Origin of the sequence: Vibrio sp. EA2 (assembly GCF_033042495.1) — a bacterium.
Classification (GTDB): Bacteria; Pseudomonadota; Gammaproteobacteria; order Enterobacterales; family Vibrionaceae; genus Vibrio.
In genome coordinates, this window is sequence record NZ_JAWLID010000003.1 from 481840 (window position 1) to 502408 (window position 20569).

Genomic DNA, 20569 nt, shown 5'->3' on the forward strand with positions numbered 1-20569 from the left:
TAGAGTACCTTTGCTATTGGGGGAGATAAAAGCTCAACTCTTATTCCATGAAACTCAAAGAATAGGAACTAAGCCCCTAAAGAAATTCGTTTGAAGAAAAACAGGCTAACCAATTGGTTAGCCTGTGTATTCATTAAAGACCTGCTAGGCGTGCAGTGTCTTCAGCGATAACAAGCTCTTCGTTTGTAGAGATTACCATTGCTGGAATGCGGCTGTCCGCTGTAGTGATAGTACCTTCGCCGCCGAAACGTGCTTTAAGGTTTGCTTCACTGTCAACTTGGATACCGAAGATACCTAGACGGTTTAGAACCATTTCACGGATAGGACCAGAGTTCTCGCCGATACCGCCAGTGAAAGTGATTGCATCTAAACGACCGTCCATTGACGCAGTGTAGCCCGCTACGTATTTAGCTAGACGGTGACAGAACACGTCCATTGCACGCGTTGCTTCTTCTTTCTCACCGTAGTTGTCTTCAACGAAACGACAGTCAGAAGTTACTTCAGTCAGACCTAGTAGACCAGACTCTTTAGTTAGCATTGTGTTGATTTTCTCAACAGAGTAGCCTAGTGCGTCGTGCAGGTGGAAGATGATCGCAGGATCGATGTCACCACAACGAGTACCCATTACCAAACCTTCAAGAGGAGTCAGACCCATAGAAGTGTCTACTGATTGACCGTTCTTAACTGCACATACAGAAGCGCCGTTACCTAGGTGACAGTTGATGATGTTTACTTCTTCAACTGGTTTGTTAAGTAGACCTGCAACTTCACGAGTGATGAATAGGTGTGAAGTACCGTGCATGCCGTAGCGACGGATGCCGTGCTCTTTGTACAGGTTGTATGGAAGAGCGTATAGGTAAGACTCTTCAGGCATTGTTTGGTGGAATGCAGTATCGAACACAGCAACGTTCTTCAGTGCTGGGAAAGATTTTTGAGCTGCTTTGATACCGATGATGTGTGCTGGGTTATGAAGTGGTGCAAGAGTTGCACAGTCTTCGATACCTTTCAGTACGTCGTCAGTGATTAGTGCAGACTGAGTGAACTGCTCGCCACCGTGTACTACGCGGTGACCGATTGCTGCTAGGTTTTCAGAAAGCTCTGGCTTAGAAGCAAGAATAGTTTCTACCATGAACGCTAGTGCTTCTTCGTGAGCTGCACCGTCGCCTAGTTGAGCTTCGTGCTTACCTTCAAGTTTCCACTTGATTCGAGCTTCAGGAAGGTGGAGACACTCAGCAAGACCTGATAAGTGCTCGTCGCCGTTCTCGGCATCAACCACGGCAAATTTAAGTGAAGAACTACCGCAGTTTAAAACTAAAACTAGCTTAGACATGTATGACTACCTGTTATTCGTCTGATAAAAATCAGTTAAAGAATGAAAAATTAATCACAAGAATAGCCGATACCAGCAATGCTGCGTACTAATCTTGGTCAAAAATTGTTCGAATTCCATATGAAGATGTAGTGATGAACCCACTCATCACGATGACGCGTTCCATGCAGATAGTGACCTCATAGTTGCTTAAATTGTAAATAACGGCAACAATGAGGTTGAGGGCCTGCAAAGGATAGCGATAATGGGCAATGATAACAAAAAAAATTTGAAATAATATTAATTTTCATCAATTTTTTGCACCTTCAGTTGAAACGTTCAACTATTTTTTAGTGAGAGAGTGGTATGAGTAATAAAGTCGGATTAGTCCATAGCCTGAAAGATGGTCAAAATTACATGGAAATCTGGCCGGTTCGTAAAGAACTGAATGCCGTATTTCCAGAGCAGAGAATCATAAAAGCCACACGATTTGGCATTAAAGTCATGCCTGCTGTTGCTGCGATCAGCGTCCTCACTCAAATGGCGTTTAACAACTATAGTGCTCTGCCTCAATCTATTATCGTTGCCTTGTTCGCGATTAGCTTACCGTTACAGGGCATATGGTGGTTAGGTACTCGTTCAAATACCACATTGCCTCCATCTTTGGCTTCCTGGTATCGAGAGCTACACCAAAAAATCGTTGAGAGTGGTTTTGCATTAGAACCTATCAAAGCGAAGCCTCGCTACAAAGAGCTAGCGTTAATCCTAAATCGTGCTTTTCGTCAGTTAGATAAATCCTCGCTAGAGCGTTGGTTCTAAATAAGCGGATAACTTCGAGAATTAATGAAAGTGGAGTGGGCGAAAGGCACTCCATTTTTTGTGCTTATAACTCATCAATCATCCTTTCGATCCACTGCTTTTTGGCGCTTTTCCTTCACTCTGGCAAACATCTTCCTCTTTAACGCTGTTTTTGACCGGCCAGATTACTCTTCCGCGATCACAAATGTTGTCTTGCTGTTAAATGTTTCTTTTCTTTACTGAGACTTAGTAGTAATAATAAAAATAAGATGCGCAAGAAGTGCACGATTATTTCTATTACAAACACAACAAAACGCCTTCCTATTTTTGGTTTGCGAGCTTTCACCAATTGGTTAATGCTTGCGGAACAAGGACGAAGACACATCAAGGAGTTATGATGAAAACGAAACGTTTACTCGCCACCGCGATACTATCTGCGACTGCCGTTCTTTCTTCTGCTGGTTCACTTGCTAACACCGCAACGGTTGCGGTCTCACAAATTGTGGAACACCCAGCATTAGATGCAACTCGTCAGGGCTTATTAGATGGGTTGAAGGAGAAGGGATACGAACAAGGGAAAAACCTGGAGTTCGACTACAAGACTGCACAAGGTAACCCTGCGATTGCGGTACAGATCGCGCGTCAATTTGTCGGGGAAAGCCCAGATGTTTTAGTTGGTATCGCGACGCCATCGGCTCAAGCTCTCGTATCCGCAACGCGCTCTATTCCTGTGGTATTTACTGCGGTAACCGACCCAGTAGGGGCAAAACTGGTAAAAACCATGGAACAGCCGGGACAGAACGTGACTGGCCTTTCCGATTTGTCGCCAGTGGCTCAGCATGTTGAGCTTATCCAGGAAATCCTACCTCAAGTGAAAAGTATCGGCGTTGTCTTCAATCCAGGTGAAGCCAATGCGGTAACTTTGGTCGAACTTCTGAAAGTGAGTGCAGCAGCGAAAGGGATTGAAGTTGTAGAAGCAACGGCTCTGAAAAGTGCCGACGTGCAATCCGCGACTCAGGCTATTTCTGCAAAATCCGACATCATTTACGCACCGACAGACAATACTGTAGCCAGTGCGATTGAAGGTATGATCGTCGCTGCGAATCAGGCTAAGACGCCAGTATTTGGTGGTGCTACGTCTTATGTTGAAAAAGGCGCTATTGCGGGCCTTGGTTTTGACTACTACCAAGTTGGTGTTCAAACCGCTGATTATGTTGCTGCCATTCTTGATGGCCAAGAGCCAGGCAAGCTAGATGTCAAAGTGGCTACTGGATCAGATCTCGTTATCAACCAAGATGCCGCTTCAAAGCTGGGTATCCAACTGCCTAGTTCAGTAGTAGAACGTGCGACAAGCATGCAATAAGTCACTTTTTGTTGGGGCGAAATAGGCTTATTACTTTTTCAGCGGGTGATTCAATCACTCATCACCCGCTGAACCCTGAGCGAATAAATAGTTTATTTCATTGGTTAATAAGCTTGTCCCGGCTTAAGTGAGAAGTCTTACTTTCAGATCCCGATATTGATCTGAACATGCAGAAAGGAGCCGTTTTATGTCTGCATTTGCATTTTTTGGCGCGCTTGAGATTGGCTTGATTTATGGGCTGGTCGCTTTGGGCGTGTACCTCACGTTTCGTGTACTTGATTTCCCTGACTTAAGTGTCGATGGTAGTTTCCCGATGGGGGCCGCTGTTGCTGCTACTGCCATCGTTGCGGGTATTAACCCTTGGGTTGCCACAGGAATGGCAATTATCGCTGGTGGTATGACGGGTTGGGTGACCGCTTTCCTTGCTGTCCGCTGCGGTATTTTGCATCTCTTAGCGTCAATTCTCACCATGATTGCCGCGTTTTCAATCAATATCCGTATTATGGGTAAACCCAATATGGCGTTGCTTGGTGAGGAAACAATCCTGACGCCTTTTGAAGCAATGGGTGATTCAATGTTTGTTCGTCCACTTGTTGTGGGCGTACTCGTTTTACTCTCCGCATTATTTGTTGTTCGTCTGCTTAATAGTGACTTTGGCCTTGGTTTAAGAGCAACGGGCGTTAATGCTCGAATGGTCTCTGCTCAAGGTGCCAGTACCGGTTTCTACACTTTCTTTGGTTTGGCATTGTCAAATGGTTTTGTTGGTTTTGCGGGCGCACTGTTTGCACAAACCAACAGCTTTGCTGATGTCACATCGGGTGTCGGTACCATTGTGGTCGGTTTAGCCGCGGTGATTTTAGGTCAGACTCTGATTCCTGGCCGTAAGATTTGGGTGGCGGTGTTAGCTGTTATCGTTGGCTCGGTACTATATCGTCTTGCGGTTGCCTTTGCCTTGAGCTCCGGAATGTTTGGTCTACAGGCATCGGATCTCAATTTGGTTACCGCTGTATTGGTTGCGGTCGCATTGATAGCACCAAAACTAAAGCAGCGTATGAAAGCCAAACAACGAGTTTCTGACGCGAAACAGGCGGTATCTAAAAAAGATTCAGGGGAGACATTATGATTGAACTCAATAACATCCAAGTGACGTTCAACCCTGGAACGATTCTGGAAAACCGAGCGTTAAAAGGGGTCTCTCTTGAGGTGCCTGAACATCAGTTCCTTACCGTCATAGGCTCTAACGGTGCCGGTAAATCGACGTTACTTGGCGCTACCACTGGTGAAACCCCGATGATTGGCGGGCAAGTGATTATCGATGGCAAAGATGTGACCAGACAATCAGTGGCTCAGCGTGCCACTCAGTGCGCGCGGGTTTTTCAGGACCCATTGGCCGGTACTTGTGGCGAATTAACCATAGAAGAAAACATGGCGCTGGCCTATATGCGTGGCAAAAAACGTGGCTGGGGACTGGCACTATCATCTAAACGCCGCAAGCTATTCCAGGACCGGATCAGTATTCTTGGCTTAGGGCTAGAAGACAGGTTAGGGGATAGCATTGGGTTATTGTCTGGTGGTCAACGACAAGCGGTTAGTTTGGTGATGGCAACCTTGTCAGAAAGTAAGTTGTTGCTATTGGATGAACACACAGCGGCGCTTGACCCTCGAATGGCGGCTTTTGTTATCGATCTGACGAAACGCATCGTGGATGAGTTTGACTTGACCGTAATGATGGTTACTCACTCAATGAAAGATGCCCTGGCTTGTGGCGACAGAACCGTGATGCTTCATCAGGGCGAAATTGTTCTGGACGTGGCGGGAGAACAAAGAGCCAATATGCAAGTACCAGACTTGCTGGAAATGTTCTCTAAAGTCCGTGGTGAAGAACTTTCTGACGATAGTTTACTACTCAATTAGTTGGTTTAGTGTGTTAGCTAACTTTAATCATGCTTAGCTACGCCTACCAAATGTGATCCTCCTTGGGAAATATTGCTAGCTGGCAGTTTCACAAGGAGGATTTTTATTTTCACATCCTATAGTAAAGTCATCGCATATGCCCGTTACAGGATTACTTGCTATGACCCTTCCTTTCATTTTCCATAGTCAGACACCGGATGGACTTTCTTTCGATGAAGAAACCATAACCGTCACGTTGAAGACGGAAAATCTCAACTTTGATTGTGTCTATGTCCGTTCCGAGCCAGACAACGAGGAGTATCTGACCGCAATGCATCCCGCTGGCAGTTGTGGGGAACTGAAACTCTGGCAAGCAACGTTTTGTCAAAATAAAGACAGAGACGTGACTCACTATGTGTTTAAGCTAGTTCAGGGCGCACAACAGTTTTGGCTGGATGGGCGTGGCGTGCAAAAGCGGATGCCACCGAAAGAATTTCACTTTAAATTGAATGTGAAAAACCAGCCACCATCCTGGGTGCAAAAGCAAGTCTTCTACCAAATCTTCCCCGATCGTTTTGCCGCAAGCCGGGATGAGCAAGCGATTCGACAAGCCTATGCTGACTATAATCCTGAGGCGATAGTTAAGCCATGGGGAGACACCGTTGGCGACCATCAAAATACCGGAGCTAGAGAGTTCTTCGGTGGAGATTTGCAAGGTGTTGCGCAGAAGCTGGATTATCTTGAAGATCTCGGCGTTACTGCTTTGTATTTCAACCCGGTTTTCTGTTCTCCGAGTAACCATAAATACGATACTACCGACTACTTCACCATTGATCCTATGTTTGGTAGTAATGAGCAGTTTGCTCAGTTGTGCAGCAAGATACGTTCTAAGCAGATGAAAATCGTGTTGGATGCGGTGTTTAATCACACGTCAGTTCACCACCCTTGGTTCGATGTAAAAATGCAAGGGGATGGCGCCTACGGCAATCCGGATTCGAAATATCGCAACTACTACTTTTTTGCCGGCGACAGCAACCACTACATTGGCTGGAAAGGCATCAGCAGTTTACCGGTGTTGAACTTCGAAAATAAAGCGGTTCGGGATTACATTTATCAAGGCGAACACGCGGTGATAAAACATTGGCTAAAAGCTCCTTACTCAGTGGATGGCTGGCGCTTTGATGTGATTCATATGCTCGGGGAAGGAGAAGGAGCGAAAAACAACACTCGCTACGTTGAAGCGTTCCGTGAAGCAACGAAGTCCGTTAATCCTAATGCGTATGTACTTGGCGAACATTTTTTTGAGGCCACTCAGTGGCTACAAGGTGATCAAGAAGATGGGGCAATGAATTATTATGGTTTCGCTCACCCGGTACGAGCATTTATTGCTGATCAAGACATTACGTATGACCCGATTCAGATCGATGCTATTGAGTTCAAAGAGTGGTTAGATGAGGCGAGATCGAAGATTCCATTTGCGAACCAGTTGTCTCAACTTAATCAGCTTGATAGTCACGATACGGCACGATTTCTCACGCTCGTGCATGGCAGCGAAGACAAAATGCACCTCGCTCTAATGTTGTTAATGACCTATGTCGGAACCCCTTGTATCTATTACGCCAGTGAAGTTGGATTGGAAGGCGGGTTAGACCCAGATAACCGACGCTGTTTCCCTTGGCATGAAGTGAGCAAATCTCAATGGTTGGGTATTTATCGTCGCTGGATAAGCATCCGTAAACAATTCAAATGCCTGCAATCCGGTAGTATTCAATGGTTGTATTGCCGTGATAATACATTGGTGTATGCGAGGCAGTTGGGAGAAGAAACGGTCGTTGTTGCAATTAACATGAGCGGTAAAGAGCACCGCATTGAGCTACCACTATGGCAATTAGGCTTGAGTCCTACAAGCTTGTATAACTTATGGGATAGCAATGAAGTTATTGATTATCAGAATAATCTTAGTTTAACTATTCAGGGAAAAACTGGCAGACTATGGCGAGTCGAATGACAACTTTTTGTTGCTGCATCGATTCGCCTTAATCAGTAAAGAGAGGCTTTAGGGGCAGTGACAGCCTAAGCCACTCGTAAGTTCCCTGACAGCAACTCTTCTTGATATCGTTGAATATGCTCAACGATAGGCGCGGCTTTATTAAATGTGCGGATTTCACGGAATAAATCTTTTGCTTCAGGATAAGCCTGACGCAAATAAGAGAACCATTGTTTAACCCGATTCGGGTAGTACAACCCTTTGTCGCCTTTCATCTCAAACTTAGAGTAGTAAATCAGCAATTCAACCACTTCTGGCCAAGACATCGGCTGGTGGTTGTGTTTTACCATATTGCCTAAGTTGGGAATGTTAAACGCGCCTCGACAAACCATCAGTGAGTCAACACCTGTGGTTTCAATACAGCGTTGGCCGTCTTCGTGGTTCCAGATCTCACCATTGGCGATTAACGGAATAGAGAACCGTTCGCGGATCTTCGTAATGTATTCCCATTTGATCTCTGACGCTTTATATCCGCCTTGCTTGGTTCGGGCATGAACCGTTAGCTCATTGGCACCGGCAGACTGGACAGCATCAACAATCTCAAAGCAGTCTTCCGGGTTTTCCCAACCCAGACGGATTTTAGCAGTAACGGGGATGTTTTCAGGGACTGCTTCGCGGCACGCTTTTACTACCTGGTGAACCAACTCAGGATGTTGAAGAAGTGCAGCCCCACCTTTACTTTTGTTCACCATTTTTGCAGGGCAACCAAAGTTGATATCGATACCACGAGCACCAAGTTCAGCTGCTTTGATAGCATTTTCGGCCATCCAATTGGGCTCTTGACCCAATAATTGCACATGTACAGGCACACCAGATGTGGTTTGAGAACCTTGCAGTAACTCAGGACACAAACGATGGAATACGTGATCCGGCAATAACTGATCGATCACTCGAACGAATTCAGTGACGCAGAGATCATAGTCGTTTATTTCGGTCAAAATTTGGCGCATCAAATGGTCTAATACGCCTTCCATTGGGCCTAATACAACTCGCATAGTTTGCCTAATACAGTTTGGTGATAAAAGGAGGGCGATTGTAGCGATGTAAAGCTAGTTTGTCATTAAAAGACTCGAAGCGCCGATATTATCAAACGGGTATCGCGAGGTTACGCGGACTAAAGCTCTAGGGTATAATGCCGGCAAATTTATGGGAAACCAGATGTCATGCAATACACATTGATCGAAAAGGGTGAAGTTCAGTTAGATGAATCTTCACTGTTCATTGAAGGGGCTGTGTTAGCCGCAAACCTGACCACGAAGCCTTTGTCGCCAGAGATTTGGCTAGAGCCTTTGTTAGGTACAGACTTTAAAGCGATTCAACCAGCGGTCGAAGAGCAGATTCATAAGCAGCACAATCGTACTTTGCGTAACGAATACTCAGTACTTGCCCTGACCAATAAAGATTCGGAGCAATTAGCGGATTTCGCAGAAGGATTTATGTCTGTTTGGCCGCTGATTGAAGAACAATGGCAAGGCGCTGAGCTTAATGATGGTTTACAGCGTATGCTGCAAGCGTTACTAACGACTATGATGCTAGCAATCGATGAAGCTGCAACTCAACAGCATATGCGTGATGCTGGTATTGAGAACCCACCGGCATTGAGTGACCTGATTGATCAACTTGATTTGATGGTAAGTGAAGTCGCATTTGGTGCGGATGAGCTTATGGTAGGGAACAAAGCGAAAAGCCTGAATCCATTTAAAGAGGTTGGCCGTAACGATCCCTGTCCTTGTGAAAGTGGCAAAAAATTCAAGCAGTGTTGCGGTAAATAACTTAGGTTATTCCAACTCACCAACAAAAATAAAGCCGACCAATTGGTCGGCTTCTCTAATTTTAAAGGATCGGATTCTTACGTCTTGCTGGGAAAAATTGCGCAATCACGATAAGAGCAAGAACAGCGAGGTTGCCCGCAAAAATAACCACTAACCACTGTGGCATCGACAGTGTGAAGAACTGCCACACAATCTCCGAACAATCCCCGTAAGCTTCGAACATCCAAGGCGCCCATTGGTTCAGTGGAGCCCAGCTCGGGAAAGTCACGAATACATCACAGGTCGCAAACGGTGATGGGTTGAACTGATAATCGACGTGCTGTAGCGCAAGCAGCAAACCTTTGTAAGCGCTAAGACCCCATGTGATCAAACCTAGCCAGCGGAACAGTGGATTGCTAGGTGATATAAAGCCGATTATTGCGGCCCCGCCAATTCCCAACATCGCCACTCGCTCGTAAATACACATGACACACGGGGCCAACATCATGACATGTTGAAAGTAGAGGGCACATGCTTCAAAAATAATGATAAACAAGAGAAGAAGCAGCCAAGATAAGCGTCCCTTGGAAAACTGGTTTAGTGATCTAAAAATATTCACGGTTTCAATCCTGTCTGAAAAAAGAAAAAGCTCTGATTACTCAGAGCTTTTTATCGTGTAAAAGTTTCTTAATCTACTTAAATATTAGGACATGTTAACCCCAAAAGGTCGACATGCCTTAGTGCCCACCTGAAACTGCTGGGGTTAAATCAGCATTGTGTAGTGTTATCCAACCAGCATCGTAGAAAGATGCGGTGGCTGGCTCTAAGAAGAACATAATCCCTATTAGACCTACAATCGCTAACACCACAGTGTATGGCAATGCCATGATAACCATTCGACCATAAGATAGACGAATTAGCGGTGCGAGTGCTGAAGTTAGTAGGAATAGAAACGCTGCTTGTCCGTTTGGCGTTGCAACAGAAGGTAAGTTGGTACCCGTATTGATCGCCACTGCCAGTAAATCAAACTGCTCACGGGTAATCAGACCCTCGATAAGCGCAGTTTTTACTTCGTTAATATAAACCGTACCGACAAACACGTTGTCCGAAACCATGGATAACAAGCCGTTAGCCACATAGAACAGAGCAAGTTGGGTGCCTTTGTCTTCTACAGCGAGTACCGCATCAATCACTGGTTTAAATAGCTGTTGGTCTATGATTACGGCTACGATAGAGAAGAACACGGCAAGTAAAGCGGTAAATGGCAATGCTTCTTCAAACGCTTTACCCATTGAATGTTCATCAATAACACCAGTAAACGACGTTGCCAGAATAATAACCGAAAGCCCGATCAGACCAACTGCTGCCAAGTGTAATGCAAGAGCGGCAATGAGCCATACTGCGATAATGCCCTGAACCCAAAGCTTCGCTACATCTTGATTTGTACGTGTTTTACGCTCTTCGCGGTCGTAGTCGACGAGAATTTGGCGAACGTTGTTTGGCAGTTGTGAGCCGTAACCAAAGACTTTTAGCTTTTCTACCAGTGCACAAGTAATCAAGCCACAGAATAGAACAGGTAACGTAACGGGTGACATGCGAATTAGGAATTCACCGAAAAACCAACCTGCCTGATCGGCGATGATAAGGTTTTGCGGTTCACCAACCATAGTTGTCACACCACCTAGTGCAGTACCCACACCAGCGTGCATGAGTAATGAACGTAAGAATGCACGGTAGTTTTCCAAGTCATCACGAGTTAACTCGGTAATGGTGTCATCTTGTGTATGATCATGGTCACCGATAGGGTTACCTGACGCCACTTTGTGGTATATCGAGTAGAAGCCCACTGCAACACTGATAACCACAGCAATAACGGTCAGTGCATCCAAAAACGCGGATAAAAACGCCGCGGCAAAACAAAATGCCAGTGAAAGAAGCGTTTTTGAGCGAATGCCAAGTAATATTTTGGTAAAAATAAACAGCAGAAGGTGTTTCATGAAGTAGATGCCGGCAACCATGAATATAAGAAGTAACAACACTTCAATATTCGCTACCAACTCATGTTTCACTTGCGAAGGGCTAGTCATTCCAATTGCAATAGCTTCTATTGCAAGTAAACCACCTGGCTGTAATGGGTAGCATTTTAACGCCATAGCTAGCGTGAAAATAAATTCAGCGACCAGCAACCATCCAGCAACAAATGGACTGATAAAAAAGAAAATAATAGGGTTAATTATTAAGAAGGCTATAATGGCAACTTTGTACCAATCAGGCGCTTTACCTAAAAAGTTTTTGATAAAAGCGTTTCCGAGCGATATCGGCATGATAAATCTCTTTATAATAAAATTTATGAATAGACACTACTAAATAGTGCATAAGTATCTGTTTGTTAGACTTATTGTCTAGTCTTTTAAAACAGTAACTTAGTAAAACAACAATCCTTTGTTTTATTGTAGTCTTGCCAAGTGACTTCCTTTGAACTTAAGCACCGCTCATTTTCGATCGCAAACTCTACACTCACGTTATTAATAGTCAATAACGAAGCGTAAGGCTTCTGACTTAAACAACTTTTCTAATGTAATAACGCGATCGAACGCGCGGTATTATATCATGAAAGTTTTAGAAAACTCCCTTTGGGATTCTAAATGATGACGAAGTACGAAAAATAATAATGTAACTGAAAAAATTGTAGAGCAAGTACAAATTAATTTTTCATATTTTAAATATAAAAGTGTGACCAAAGTTTCGTTATTTTCCGGGAAATTATGGTCGGTATTTTAAAGTAAAAGGTTGGTTTTACTTGTTAGAGCAGGGATATTGATGATTCACTATTGAGACACCTTGTAGAGTTTTTGTTCTATGTCATGAGTGTTTCAAATATTGTTCGTTAGTTTTCTCAAACCGTTAACTAGTGGTATGATGAGTAGTATCGACCCTCAAAAATCAACATTGGATAAAACGTAGAATGGTCATAAAGGCGAAAAGCCCTGCTGGATTTGCAGAAAAGTACATTATCGAGAGCATTTGGAACGGCCGTTTTCCTCCAGGCTCAATTTTACCTGCTGAGCGTGAGCTGTCTGAACTTATCGGTGTTACTCGCACGACGTTGCGAGAAGTTCTTCAACGACTAGCGCGAGACGGGTGGTTGACAATTCAGCACGGCAAACCAACAAAAGTAAACCAATTCATGGAGACATCAGGTCTGCATATTTTGGATACTTTGATGACGTTGGATGTTGATAATGCGACGAATATTGTAGAAGATTTGCTTGCAGCACGCACTAACATCAGTCCAATCTTCATGCGTTACGCGTTTAAGGTCAATAAAGAAAGCTCTGAGCGCACTATCAAGAACGTTATTGACTCTTGTGAATCCCTGATGAATGCCACGTCTTGGGATGAGTTTATCGCTTCTTCCCCGTATGCTGAGAAAGTGCTGCAAAACGTTAAAGAAGAGAACGAAAAAGACGAAGCTAAGCGACAAGAGATTCTTATCGCTAAAACGTTTAACTTCTATGACTACATGCTGTTTCAACGCTTAGCCTTCCATTCTGGCAACCAAATTTATGGTCTTATCTTTAATGGCTTGAAGAAGTTATATGACCGAGTCGGTAGCTACTATTTCTCTAATCCTGCCTCTCGCGAGCTTGCATTAAAGTTCTACCGTCAACTTCTGGAGACGTGCGAAAATGCTGAGCGTGACCAGCTTCCTGTGGTTATCCGCCACTATGGTATCGAAAGTGCGTTGATTTGGAACGAGATGAAGAAGCAACTACCAACTAACTTCACAGAAGATGATAGCTGAGTTTGACACTTGCTAATGAGTAAAAAAGCCGCAGATAAAGTCTGCGGTTTTTTATTATCATTGCTAAATGTGAACGGGTGACGATTACGCTAATGTGAGTCTGGGTAAGGGTAAGTAAAGCGTTTCTACAATAGTAGAAAGCACATGGTCATAGGTATTAAAAATCGTCAAAGACAAATCTGAGGTAATATTGTAGAGCTGCTCTTCTGTCAGCCCTGTCACTCTACCCTCAACATAATCGTGTAGCGCTTGTATCGAACGGACAGCGACAGGCGACGCTATACTGAGGGGCGCAATCACTCCTAATTGATTCAGTTTACGAAGCATGATAGATGCCGTGCTCTTTAAGCGCTCTTGATCGGACTCATCATCAAAATCTCTGATACAGATACGTAACTGGGTGAGGGTTTCAAGGTTGTCGATGATCGCCTGCCAACTAATATGGTATTCATCATGGAGTTCGTCTCTTTGCTCGCTCGCTAACCAAGCGATAGTGACCTCATCCATTAAGAACAAGCAATGACGGATCAGCTTACCATGCTCCATCTGATTTCGAGCGACACTGTTGTCTCGCCATTCTTCCAGCATCTTGCCTACTTTTATCTGTAAGACTCGATACATAGGTTTATTTTCTAAGCGTGACGATTCCACCAGTTGAAGAAGTTTTTGAGTCAAAACCTGATTGAGCTCCTCTATTTCTTTATCTTTATTTTTTTTGAATTGAATAGAGTAGTGTGTCGCAGCGCGGTGACGACGAAGTAGGTGTACTACGTCACGTAGTAGTTTTAGTAACTGATATTTACTCGCATGCTGTTGCTCTCTTTTTGAGGAAAGGTGGTAAATGCCAGCGAGAATTACTATAGACAGTAATGTCGAAATCAAAACAAACATGACTAACTCCTTGTTAGTTCTTAAGACCTAGCTAAGGTAGTTATGCAAGATTTATTCCGAGTCGACTTTAGAGATAAACAGGGGCTGTTAGACCTAAATGGGTAGCTATGCTCGTTTTTGGTGCGATAAATGCACTAGATTGTGAAATTGATCAAAAAATCCCCACCAGTTTGGCGGGGATTATGTGAAGTAAGTCTAACTCGTACTAGTTAGATTACATTACGCGCATACCAGGCTGAGCGCCTTCGTGTGGCTCAAGGATCCAAAGATCACTACCGCCAGGGCCAGCTGCCAGGATCATGCCTTCAGACATACCAAACTTCATCTTACGAGGTTTTAGGTTAGCGACCATTACGGTTAACTTGCCTTCTAGCTCTTCAGGTTTGTATGCTGATTTAATACCAGAGAATACTTGGCGAGTTTCACCACCGATATCCAACTGGAATTTAAGTAGCTTGTTTGCTTTTGGCACTTCTTCACAAGAGATGATGCGAGCAATACGCATATCCACTGCAGCAAAAGCGTCGAACTCAATTTCTTCAGCGATTGGATCTTTGTCTAGCTCAGTTTGGCTAGCTTTGTTCTTTTCTGCTTCCGCTTTCTCTTTCGCCGCCATTTCTGCTGCTGCATCTTCTTTTGACGCTTCGATCATCGCTTCGATGTTCTTAGGATCAATACGGTTGAACAGCGCTTTGAACTTAGTGATCTCGTGACCAGTTAGTGGCGCAGCGATGTTTTCCCAAGTCAGTTCTTGGTTTAGGAACGCTTCAGTACGTGCAGCAAGTGCAGGCATGACTGGTTTGAGGTAAGTCATCAGTACGCGGAACAGGTTGATACCCACAGAACAGATTTCTTGTAGTTCCTGATCTTTGCCTTCTTCTTTTGCTACAACCCACGGTGCTTTTTCATCAACGTATTGGTTTGCCTTATCCGCTAGCGCAGTGATTTCGCGGATCGCACGACCAAATTCACGCGTTTCGTAAAGCTCAGCGATGCGGTCAGCAGCAGCAACGAACTCGTTGTACAGCTCAGGCTCTGCAAAGTTGTCAGACAGCTTGCCTTCAAAACGTTTTGCGATGAAGCCAGCGTTACGAGATGCCAGGTTAACGATCTTGTTAACCACGTCTGCGTTTACGCGCTGAGTGAAGTCTTCAAGGTTAAGGTCTAGGTCGTCGATACGGCTGTTTAGCTTCGCTGCGTAGTAGTAACGCAGACATTCTGGGTCTAGGTGCTCCAGGTAAGTGCTCGCTTTGACGAAGGTACCTTTAGACTTAGACATTTTCGCGCCGTTTACTGTTACGTAACCGTGTACGAATACGTTGTTAGGCTTGCGGAAACCAGAACCTTCAAGCATTGCTGGCCAGAATAGGCTGTGAAAGTAAACAATGTCTTTACCGATGAAGTGGTACAGTTCTGTTGAGCTGTCTTTGTTCCAGTACTCATCAAAGTCTAGGTCGTCGCGTTTGTTACATAGGTTTTTGAAAGAGCCCATGTAGCCAATAGGTGCGTCTAGCCATACGTAGAAGAATTTGTTCTTCTCACCAGGGATTTCGAAACCAAAGTATGGCGCATCACGTGAGATGTCCCACTGTTGCAGACCAGATTCGAACCATTCTTGCATCTTGTTCGCAGTTTCAGCTTGTAGCGAGCCAGAGCGAGTCCACTCTTTTAGCATGCTTTCAAACTGAGGCAAGTCGAAGAAGAAGTGCTCAGAGTCTTTCATTACTGGCGTCGAGCCAGATACTGCCGACTTTGGATTGATCAATTCTGTTGGGCTGTAAGTTTCACCACAGTTATCACAGTTGTCACCGTATTGGTCTTCAGACTTACACTTAGGGCAGGTACCTTTTACGAAACGGTCCGGTAGGAACATCTCTTTCTCTGGGTCGAATAGCTGAGAAATAGTACGGCTAGAAATAAAGCCATTTTTCTTCAGTTCCAGGTAGATGTGCGAAGCCAGCTCGCGGTTCTCTTCGGAGTGCGTGCTGTGGTAGTTATCAAAGCTGATATCAAAGCCAGCAAAGTCTTTTTGGTGCTCTTCGCTAACGGCGGCAATCATCTCTTCAGGAGTAATACCCATCTGTTGCGCTTTAAGCATGATTGGCGTGCCGTGAGCATCGTCAGCACAGATGAAGTTTACAGTGTTGCCTCGTAGGCGTTGGTAACGAACCCAAATGTCCGCTTGGATATGCTCAAGCATATGGCCAAGGTGGATCGAACCGTTAGCGTACGGAAGGGCACAAGTTACCAGCATTTTTCTTGAAGAAAGAGGTCTTGGATCGTTTGCCATACTTAATATTCGCTTTTCTTGATAGGTATAAAGATTTTTGATGGATAATACTACCCCATGAGCTCACTAACTCCAAGGTGTCAAACTGTGGAATGCCTTAGTTTTTTTGGGGTTCTGATTACGATAGGTCGGTGGTAGCATGGGACTCAAAAGGAGGGCGTATGCATCAGTTCACTTCAAAACAAGATTTTTGTCATTGGTTTAACCAGTTCCAACACCCACAGTTGGTGGATAATTGGTCAGATATTAACGGAGTCGTGACTATCACTGCTCAAGGTGGTGTCGATATTACTTTGCCATTCGCAAGTAATGAACTTCAAACCGCGTTACGCGATTGGATCAAGCAGCAGCAAAGTTCTGGCACTGTACCTGCTTTTCCGTTTCAAATTGACCTGAGTGTTAAGGCTCTGGAAACGCACGTGTCCAATGATGTTAAAGGAGTAAAAAACATCATTGCCGTCAGCTCGGCAAAAGGCGGCGTAGGTAAATCAACTACGGCGGTAAACTTGGCTCTGGCGATTGCTCAATCCGGCGCAAAAGTGGGCTTGTTGGACGCTGACATCTATGGTCCTTCGGTTCCTATGATGCTTGGTCAGGAAGACGCTAAACCAGAAGTGCGTGATTCAAAATGGATGGAGCCTATTTTTGCGCATGGGATCTATACTCATTCTATTGGCTATCTGGTGGACAAGTCGGAAGCTGCAATTTGGCGTGGTCCAATGGCATCGAAAGCGTTGTCGCAATTGTTAACCGAGACGGACTGGCCAGAGTTGGACTACTTGGTTATCGATATGCCACCGGGTACCGGGGATATACAACTTACGCTGTCACAGCAAATTCCAGTAACAGGAACGGTATTGGTGACGACACCACAAGACCTGGCATTGGCTGATGCACGTAAAGGTGCGGCTATGTTCGATAAAGTCAATGTGCCGGTGGTTGGTGTGGTTGAGAATATGAGCTATCACATCTGTAGCCAGTGTGGCGCGACAGAACATATCTTTGGCATGGGCGGTGCAGAAAAAATGTGTCGCGAGTTTGGTATTGCGTTGTTAGGTCAAATCCCATTGCATATCTCGATGCGTGAAGACATTGACGCCGGGGTTCCTACGGTTGCTAGAAGACCGGATAGTGAGCACGCTGGTTACTATAAACAGCTCGCAGACCGGGTATGCAGCACAATGTATTGGCATGGTAAAGCCAAGCCAGATGCAATCAGTTTTACAATGGTGAACTAATTCTTAACTACTTATGTTAAGAATTATGGTTGAAAGTTGCATTTTTTAACGAGCGCTCGGAGGTTAATCCTCCGGGCGGCTAGAAACTTACAACTAAACTCTAATTCCAGCTAGTAACTAAGAGGTGAACTCCCTATAATCACGCGGTTTATCTTTTTATGTCACTAGAAATCATCATCGGGTGCAAATTCATGTCTGATAATAATCATTGCGTCATTGTAGGTATTGCTGGCGCTTCTGCTTCTGGAAAAAGTCTGATCGCAAGCACCATTTACAACGAGCTGCGCGAGAAAGTAGGCGATCATCAAATCGGTGTCATCACGGAAGATTGCTACTATAACGACCAAAGCCACCTAAGCATGGAAGAGCGAGTAAAGACGAACTACGACCACCCGAGTGCGTTGGACCACGATCTGCTGTGCGAGCACCTTGAAAAGCTGGTTCGTGGCGAAGCGGTAGAAGTACCTGAGTACAGCTATTCTGATCACACCAGAACCAGTCACACGACGACATTGACGCCGAAAAAAGTCATCATTCTAGAAGGCATTCTTCTTCTCACTGATCCTCGATTACGCGACCTAATGCACGCGACGGTATTTATGGACACGCCACTGGATATCTGTCTGCTTCGCCGTGTTAAGCGTGATGTTGAAGAGCGAGGCCGCACAATGGAATCCGTACTCAAGCAATATCAACAGACAGTACGTCCGATGTTCATGCAGTTTATTGAACCTTCTAAGCAATATGCGGATATCATTGTTCCTCGTGGCGGTAAAAACCGCATCGCGATTGATGTACTTAAAGCTCATATTGCAAGACTTTTGAAAGCATAAGTCTTTAAACGGCTATATCGCTTTATTTTTGTAAAAAGAAGTGGCACCTTAGGTGTCACTTCTTTTTTTGTTTTTAAATTAATCAGTTGCACTACAATAAAGGATAAATTAACGCTTTCATGGAACTGTCAGCGATAGAACAAATCAACTATTATGATTTTAAAAACACACGAGCAAGGATAAACAGATGAAGAAACTGCTCTTAATTATTGCAATACCAGTTGTGCTAGTGGTTGGGGCGATTCTCGCTTTAACGATTTTTGTAAACCCTAATCAATTTAAGCCCCTTATCGTTGAACAAGCCCAAAAACAAACGGGATTGGAGTTAGTGATCGAAGGGGATCTTAGCTGGCAATTTTTCCCGTCCATTGGTCTTGAACTGGGTCGTACGGAACTAAGAAATCCACAAGGTTTCAGTCAGCCAAATCTGTTCAAAGTGGATACCGTGAGTGTTGATGTCTCTGTTACTCCGTTGTTCAGTAAGCAGTTGGAAATCGGTAATGTCACACTTGATGGTGCCGAGTTTTATCTCGAAACCAAGCAGGATGGCAGCAAAAACATTGATGCTCTGACAAAAGCGCAGCAGTCGCAACAAACGGATAATGCTGCATCGGAACAGAGCACAGAAACTCAGCAGTCAGGTTCTGATTGGCAGATCAACCTTGCTGGTGTCACCGTATCTAATGGTTCTTTAGAGATTCAGGATAAGCAAGCCGACAGTTACACCAAGCTGTATGATATTTCTCTTAACCTGTCTGAATTTGCTTTTGATAACTGGACCACTGCAGATTTCGGTATAAAAGGTGAGATGAATGACCAGAAGTTCACCGCGCAAGGTCAGGCGGACTTTAAATTAGCTAAAGGTCTCGCTAGTTATGAGCTAAAGAACATCAAGTTTGATGCCACTTACGCTGATCCAAGCAACAATATCGAATCGGCTAACATCACTTTGGATACTTTTGCATTTGATACCGTTAATAACCTTAGCTATGCCCTGAAAGGCAGTGCTGCGGATATGAAGTTGGACATGCAAGGCGCCGCTCAGCTCAGTATCGACAACGCGATCAGCAAAGTACAATTAGACAAGTTATCACTTAAATCGACTTTTGAAGGTGAGACTTTGCCTCAATCACCAATGAAGGTGGATATGTTGTCTGATTTGTCTTTTGATCTGAACAAAAGCCACTTGAGTTTTGTGTTGGAGAAGCTCACAGCAAATGCTATCGAGCTAGACGGCAAAGCGGATGTGACTTTGAGCGATATCCCGAAAGTTCGTTTTGCGCTGCATAGTCCAAATATTGATTTGGATGAATTCCTGGGCCTCAACCAACAATCTGGTGACAAATCGGCATCAACTAGCGGAACCAGCCAAACTGGCCCGGAAGTAGAACCTGATTTGTCAGCACTGAAGACACTGGATGTTAAAGGTGACATCACGATAGACAACTTCAAAGCGGCAAACGCGAAAATGGAAGCCGTGAAAGCAAGCTTTACGGTCAACCGTGGCGTAGCTGAGCTCACTTCATTCAGCTCGAAACTTTATCAAGGCACGATTAACGCGAAAGCTCAGTTGGATGCTCGTCAAACACCAGCGACATACATTTCGGCTGGTACGGTTAAAGGTGTGAAAGTACAACCGTTATTAGTGGATATCGCTGACAACGATAAGCTGGAAGGTACCGGTAATATCGATATCAATGTGAAAGGCAGCAGCCTGACACCGACCGGAATCAAACAGAATCTTGTTGGAACAGTGGCGATTAACTTTGCTGATGGTGCTGTTCACGGCATTAACGTGGCACAGCTAATTCGAGAAAACTACGCAAAATTCAAAGGTCAGCCAGTTGAAAACACCAAGGAAGTGAAGAAGACGGACTTCAGCGCAATGACGGCCACATTGAAGCTAAATAAAGGCGTGGTATCCACGGATGATATGAAGGCGCAGTCACCACTGCTTCGAGTGCGTGGTAATGGTAAAGCAAATTACCTGAACGAAACCGTCGATTTCACTATCAGTACTTCTATTGTTGGCACGTTAGAGGGGCAAGGTGGTAAGAATATCGATGAGCTGAAAGACATTACCATTCCGATTAATGTGTCTGGTAAGTGGGCAGACCCGAAATTCAAACTGGTATTTGATGATGTGCTTAAACAAAAAGCACAAAAAGAAATTGACCGTGGAGTGGAAAAGCTGACGGACAAGATCAAAGATGAAAAAACCAAAGAAGCGGTAGACAGCCTAATCAAAGGTCTTTTTAATTAAGTTAAGTAAATGAAGGTTCTAGGGGAAAAAGGTCCTAGATCCTAGGTAGCTAGGACCTAGGGGGGAAATACAGAGTACGGAACGCTAC

At 44.5% G+C, this 20569-nt stretch carries 16 protein-coding genes; 10 read left to right on the forward strand and 6 right to left on the reverse strand.

The features are described from left to right. Nucleotides 1-133 precede the first annotated feature (133 nt). A complete protein-coding gene (locus RXX31_RS10205; RefSeq protein WP_317589144.1) occupies nucleotides 134-1330 on the reverse strand; it encodes an acetate kinase in 1197 nt (398 codons plus the stop codon). A gap of 345 nt (nucleotides 1331-1675) precedes the next feature. On the opposite strand from RXX31_RS10205, the gene yfbV reads away from it, so the two are divergent. The 5 genes from yfbV to malZ all read left to right on the forward strand — a co-directional run bounded on the left by yfbV (nucleotide 1676) and on the right by malZ (nucleotide 7371). Then, nucleotides 1676-2128: a terminus macrodomain insulation protein YfbV gene (gene yfbV, locus RXX31_RS10210; protein ID WP_317589146.1), complete on the forward strand. Its 453-nt coding sequence runs from the start codon at nucleotides 1676-1678 to the stop codon at nucleotides 2126-2128. 376 nt (nucleotides 2129-2504) lie between these two features. Beyond that, nucleotides 2505-3470, forward strand: a complete 966-nt coding sequence (locus tag RXX31_RS10215) for an ABC transporter substrate-binding protein (protein WP_317589147.1) — start codon at nucleotides 2505-2507, stop codon at nucleotides 3468-3470. A 187-nt stretch (nucleotides 3471-3657) separates the two neighbouring features. Continuing rightward, on the forward strand, nucleotides 3658-4593 hold the full coding sequence (locus RXX31_RS10220; protein WP_317589149.1) for an ABC transporter permease: 936 nt from the start codon (nucleotides 3658-3660) through the stop codon (nucleotides 4591-4593). Then, nucleotides 4590-5384, forward strand: coding sequence for an ABC transporter ATP-binding protein (locus tag RXX31_RS10225; RefSeq protein ID WP_317589151.1), 795 nt, complete (start codon nucleotides 4590-4592; stop codon nucleotides 5382-5384). Before RXX31_RS10220 ends, RXX31_RS10225 begins: the two co-directional genes overlap by 4 nt. Before the next feature lie 160 nt (nucleotides 5385-5544). After that, nucleotides 5545-7371: a maltodextrin glucosidase gene (gene malZ, locus RXX31_RS10230; RefSeq protein WP_317589152.1), complete on the forward strand. Its 1827-nt coding sequence runs from the start codon at nucleotides 5545-5547 to the stop codon at nucleotides 7369-7371. 65 nt (nucleotides 7372-7436) lie between these two features. On the opposite strand, the gene dusC is transcribed toward malZ, so the two are convergent. Further along, a complete protein-coding gene (dusC, locus tag RXX31_RS10235; RefSeq protein WP_317589154.1) occupies nucleotides 7437-8405 on the reverse strand; it encodes a tRNA dihydrouridine(16) synthase DusC in 969 nt (322 codons plus the stop codon). Nucleotides 8406-8573: 168 nt separating this feature from the next. Here dusC and RXX31_RS10240 point away from each other — a divergent pair, with 168 nt between their 5' ends. Beyond that, the gene (locus tag RXX31_RS10240; RefSeq protein WP_317589155.1) at nucleotides 8574-9182 is read left to right on the forward strand and encodes an SEC-C metal-binding domain-containing protein; all 609 of its coding nucleotides are present in this window, start codon (nucleotides 8574-8576) and stop codon (nucleotides 9180-9182) included. Nucleotides 9183-9243: 61 nt separating this feature from the next. Here the strand turns inward: RXX31_RS10240 and dsbB are convergent, their stop codons facing one another. Both dsbB and nhaB read right to left on the reverse strand, forming a co-directional pair. Then, nucleotides 9244-9780, reverse strand: a complete 537-nt coding sequence (gene dsbB, locus RXX31_RS10245) for a disulfide bond formation protein DsbB (RefSeq protein WP_317589156.1) — start codon at nucleotides 9778-9780, stop codon at nucleotides 9244-9246. A 118-nt stretch (nucleotides 9781-9898) separates the two neighbouring features. Then, nucleotides 9899-11485, reverse strand: a complete 1587-nt coding sequence (gene nhaB / locus RXX31_RS10250) for a Na(+)/H(+) antiporter NhaB (protein WP_317589157.1) — start codon at nucleotides 11483-11485, stop codon at nucleotides 9899-9901. Between the two features lie 641 nt (nucleotides 11486-12126). Here nhaB and fadR point away from each other — a divergent pair. After that, the gene (gene fadR, locus RXX31_RS10255; protein ID WP_317589158.1) at nucleotides 12127-12966 is read left to right on the forward strand and encodes a fatty acid metabolism transcriptional regulator FadR; all 840 of its coding nucleotides are present in this window, start codon (nucleotides 12127-12129) and stop codon (nucleotides 12964-12966) included. A gap of 84 nt (nucleotides 12967-13050) precedes the next feature. Here the strand turns inward: fadR and RXX31_RS10260 are convergent, their stop codons facing one another. Both RXX31_RS10260 and metG read right to left on the reverse strand, forming a co-directional pair. Continuing rightward, complete coding sequence (locus RXX31_RS10260; protein ID WP_317589159.1) at nucleotides 13051-13857, reverse strand: hypothetical protein; 807 nt, start codon at nucleotides 13855-13857, stop codon at nucleotides 13051-13053. Between the two features lie 214 nt (nucleotides 13858-14071). Then, nucleotides 14072-16147, reverse strand: coding sequence for a methionine--tRNA ligase (gene metG, locus RXX31_RS10265; protein WP_317589160.1), 2076 nt, complete (start codon nucleotides 16145-16147; stop codon nucleotides 14072-14074). 161 nt (nucleotides 16148-16308) lie between these two features. Between metG and apbC the strand changes: the two genes are divergently transcribed. The 3 genes from apbC (at nucleotide 16309) to RXX31_RS10280 (ending at nucleotide 20481) form a co-directional block, all read left to right on the forward strand. Then, nucleotides 16309-17385 (forward strand): iron-sulfur cluster carrier protein ApbC, encoded by a 1077-nt coding sequence (gene apbC, locus RXX31_RS10270; RefSeq protein ID WP_317589161.1) that lies wholly within the window; start codon nucleotides 16309-16311, stop codon nucleotides 17383-17385. A 191-nt stretch (nucleotides 17386-17576) separates the two neighbouring features. After that, the gene (gene udk, locus RXX31_RS10275) at nucleotides 17577-18218 is read left to right on the forward strand and encodes a uridine kinase (protein ID WP_317589162.1); all 642 of its coding nucleotides are present in this window, start codon (nucleotides 17577-17579) and stop codon (nucleotides 18216-18218) included. Between the two features lie 187 nt (nucleotides 18219-18405). Then, nucleotides 18406-20481 (forward strand): AsmA family protein, encoded by a 2076-nt coding sequence (locus RXX31_RS10280; protein ID WP_317589164.1) that lies wholly within the window; start codon nucleotides 18406-18408, stop codon nucleotides 20479-20481. Nucleotides 20482-20569: the final 88 nt, after the last annotated feature.

Excerpts from the sequence above, each read along its gene's own strand:
- RXX31_RS10205 (WP_317589144.1), bottom strand. The coding sequence starts at position 1,330 with ATGTCTAAGCTAGTTTTAGTTTTAAACTGCGGTAGTTCTTCACTTAAA.
- yfbV (WP_317589146.1), top strand. The coding sequence starts at position 1,676 with ATGAGTAATAAAGTCGGATTAGTCCATAGCCTGAAAGATGGTCAAAAT.
- RXX31_RS10215 (WP_317589147.1), top strand. The coding sequence starts at position 2,505 with ATGAAAACGAAACGTTTACTCGCCACCGCGATACTATCTGCGACTGCC.
- RXX31_RS10220 (WP_317589149.1), top strand. The coding sequence starts at position 3,658 with ATGTCTGCATTTGCATTTTTTGGCGCGCTTGAGATTGGCTTGATTTAT.
- RXX31_RS10225 (WP_317589151.1), top strand. The coding sequence starts at position 4,590 with ATGATTGAACTCAATAACATCCAAGTGACGTTCAACCCTGGAACGATT.
- malZ (WP_317589152.1), top strand. The coding sequence starts at position 5,545 with ATGACCCTTCCTTTCATTTTCCATAGTCAGACACCGGATGGACTTTCT.
- dusC (WP_317589154.1), bottom strand. The coding sequence starts at position 8,405 with ATGCGAGTTGTATTAGGCCCAATGGAAGGCGTATTAGACCATTTGATG.
- RXX31_RS10240 (WP_317589155.1), top strand. The coding sequence starts at position 8,574 with ATGCAATACACATTGATCGAAAAGGGTGAAGTTCAGTTAGATGAATCT.
- nhaB (WP_317589157.1), bottom strand. The coding sequence starts at position 11,485 with ATGCCGATATCGCTCGGAAACGCTTTTATCAAAAACTTTTTAGGTAAA.
- fadR (WP_317589158.1), top strand. The coding sequence starts at position 12,127 with ATGGTCATAAAGGCGAAAAGCCCTGCTGGATTTGCAGAAAAGTACATT.
- RXX31_RS10260 (WP_317589159.1), bottom strand. The coding sequence starts at position 13,857 with ATGTTTGTTTTGATTTCGACATTACTGTCTATAGTAATTCTCGCTGGC.
- metG (WP_317589160.1), bottom strand. The coding sequence starts at position 16,147 with ATGGCAAACGATCCAAGACCTCTTTCTTCAAGAAAAATGCTGGTAACT.
- apbC (WP_317589161.1), top strand. The coding sequence starts at position 16,309 with ATGCATCAGTTCACTTCAAAACAAGATTTTTGTCATTGGTTTAACCAG.
- udk (WP_317589162.1), top strand. The coding sequence starts at position 17,577 with ATGTCTGATAATAATCATTGCGTCATTGTAGGTATTGCTGGCGCTTCT.
- RXX31_RS10280 (WP_317589164.1), top strand. The coding sequence starts at position 18,406 with ATGAAGAAACTGCTCTTAATTATTGCAATACCAGTTGTGCTAGTGGTT.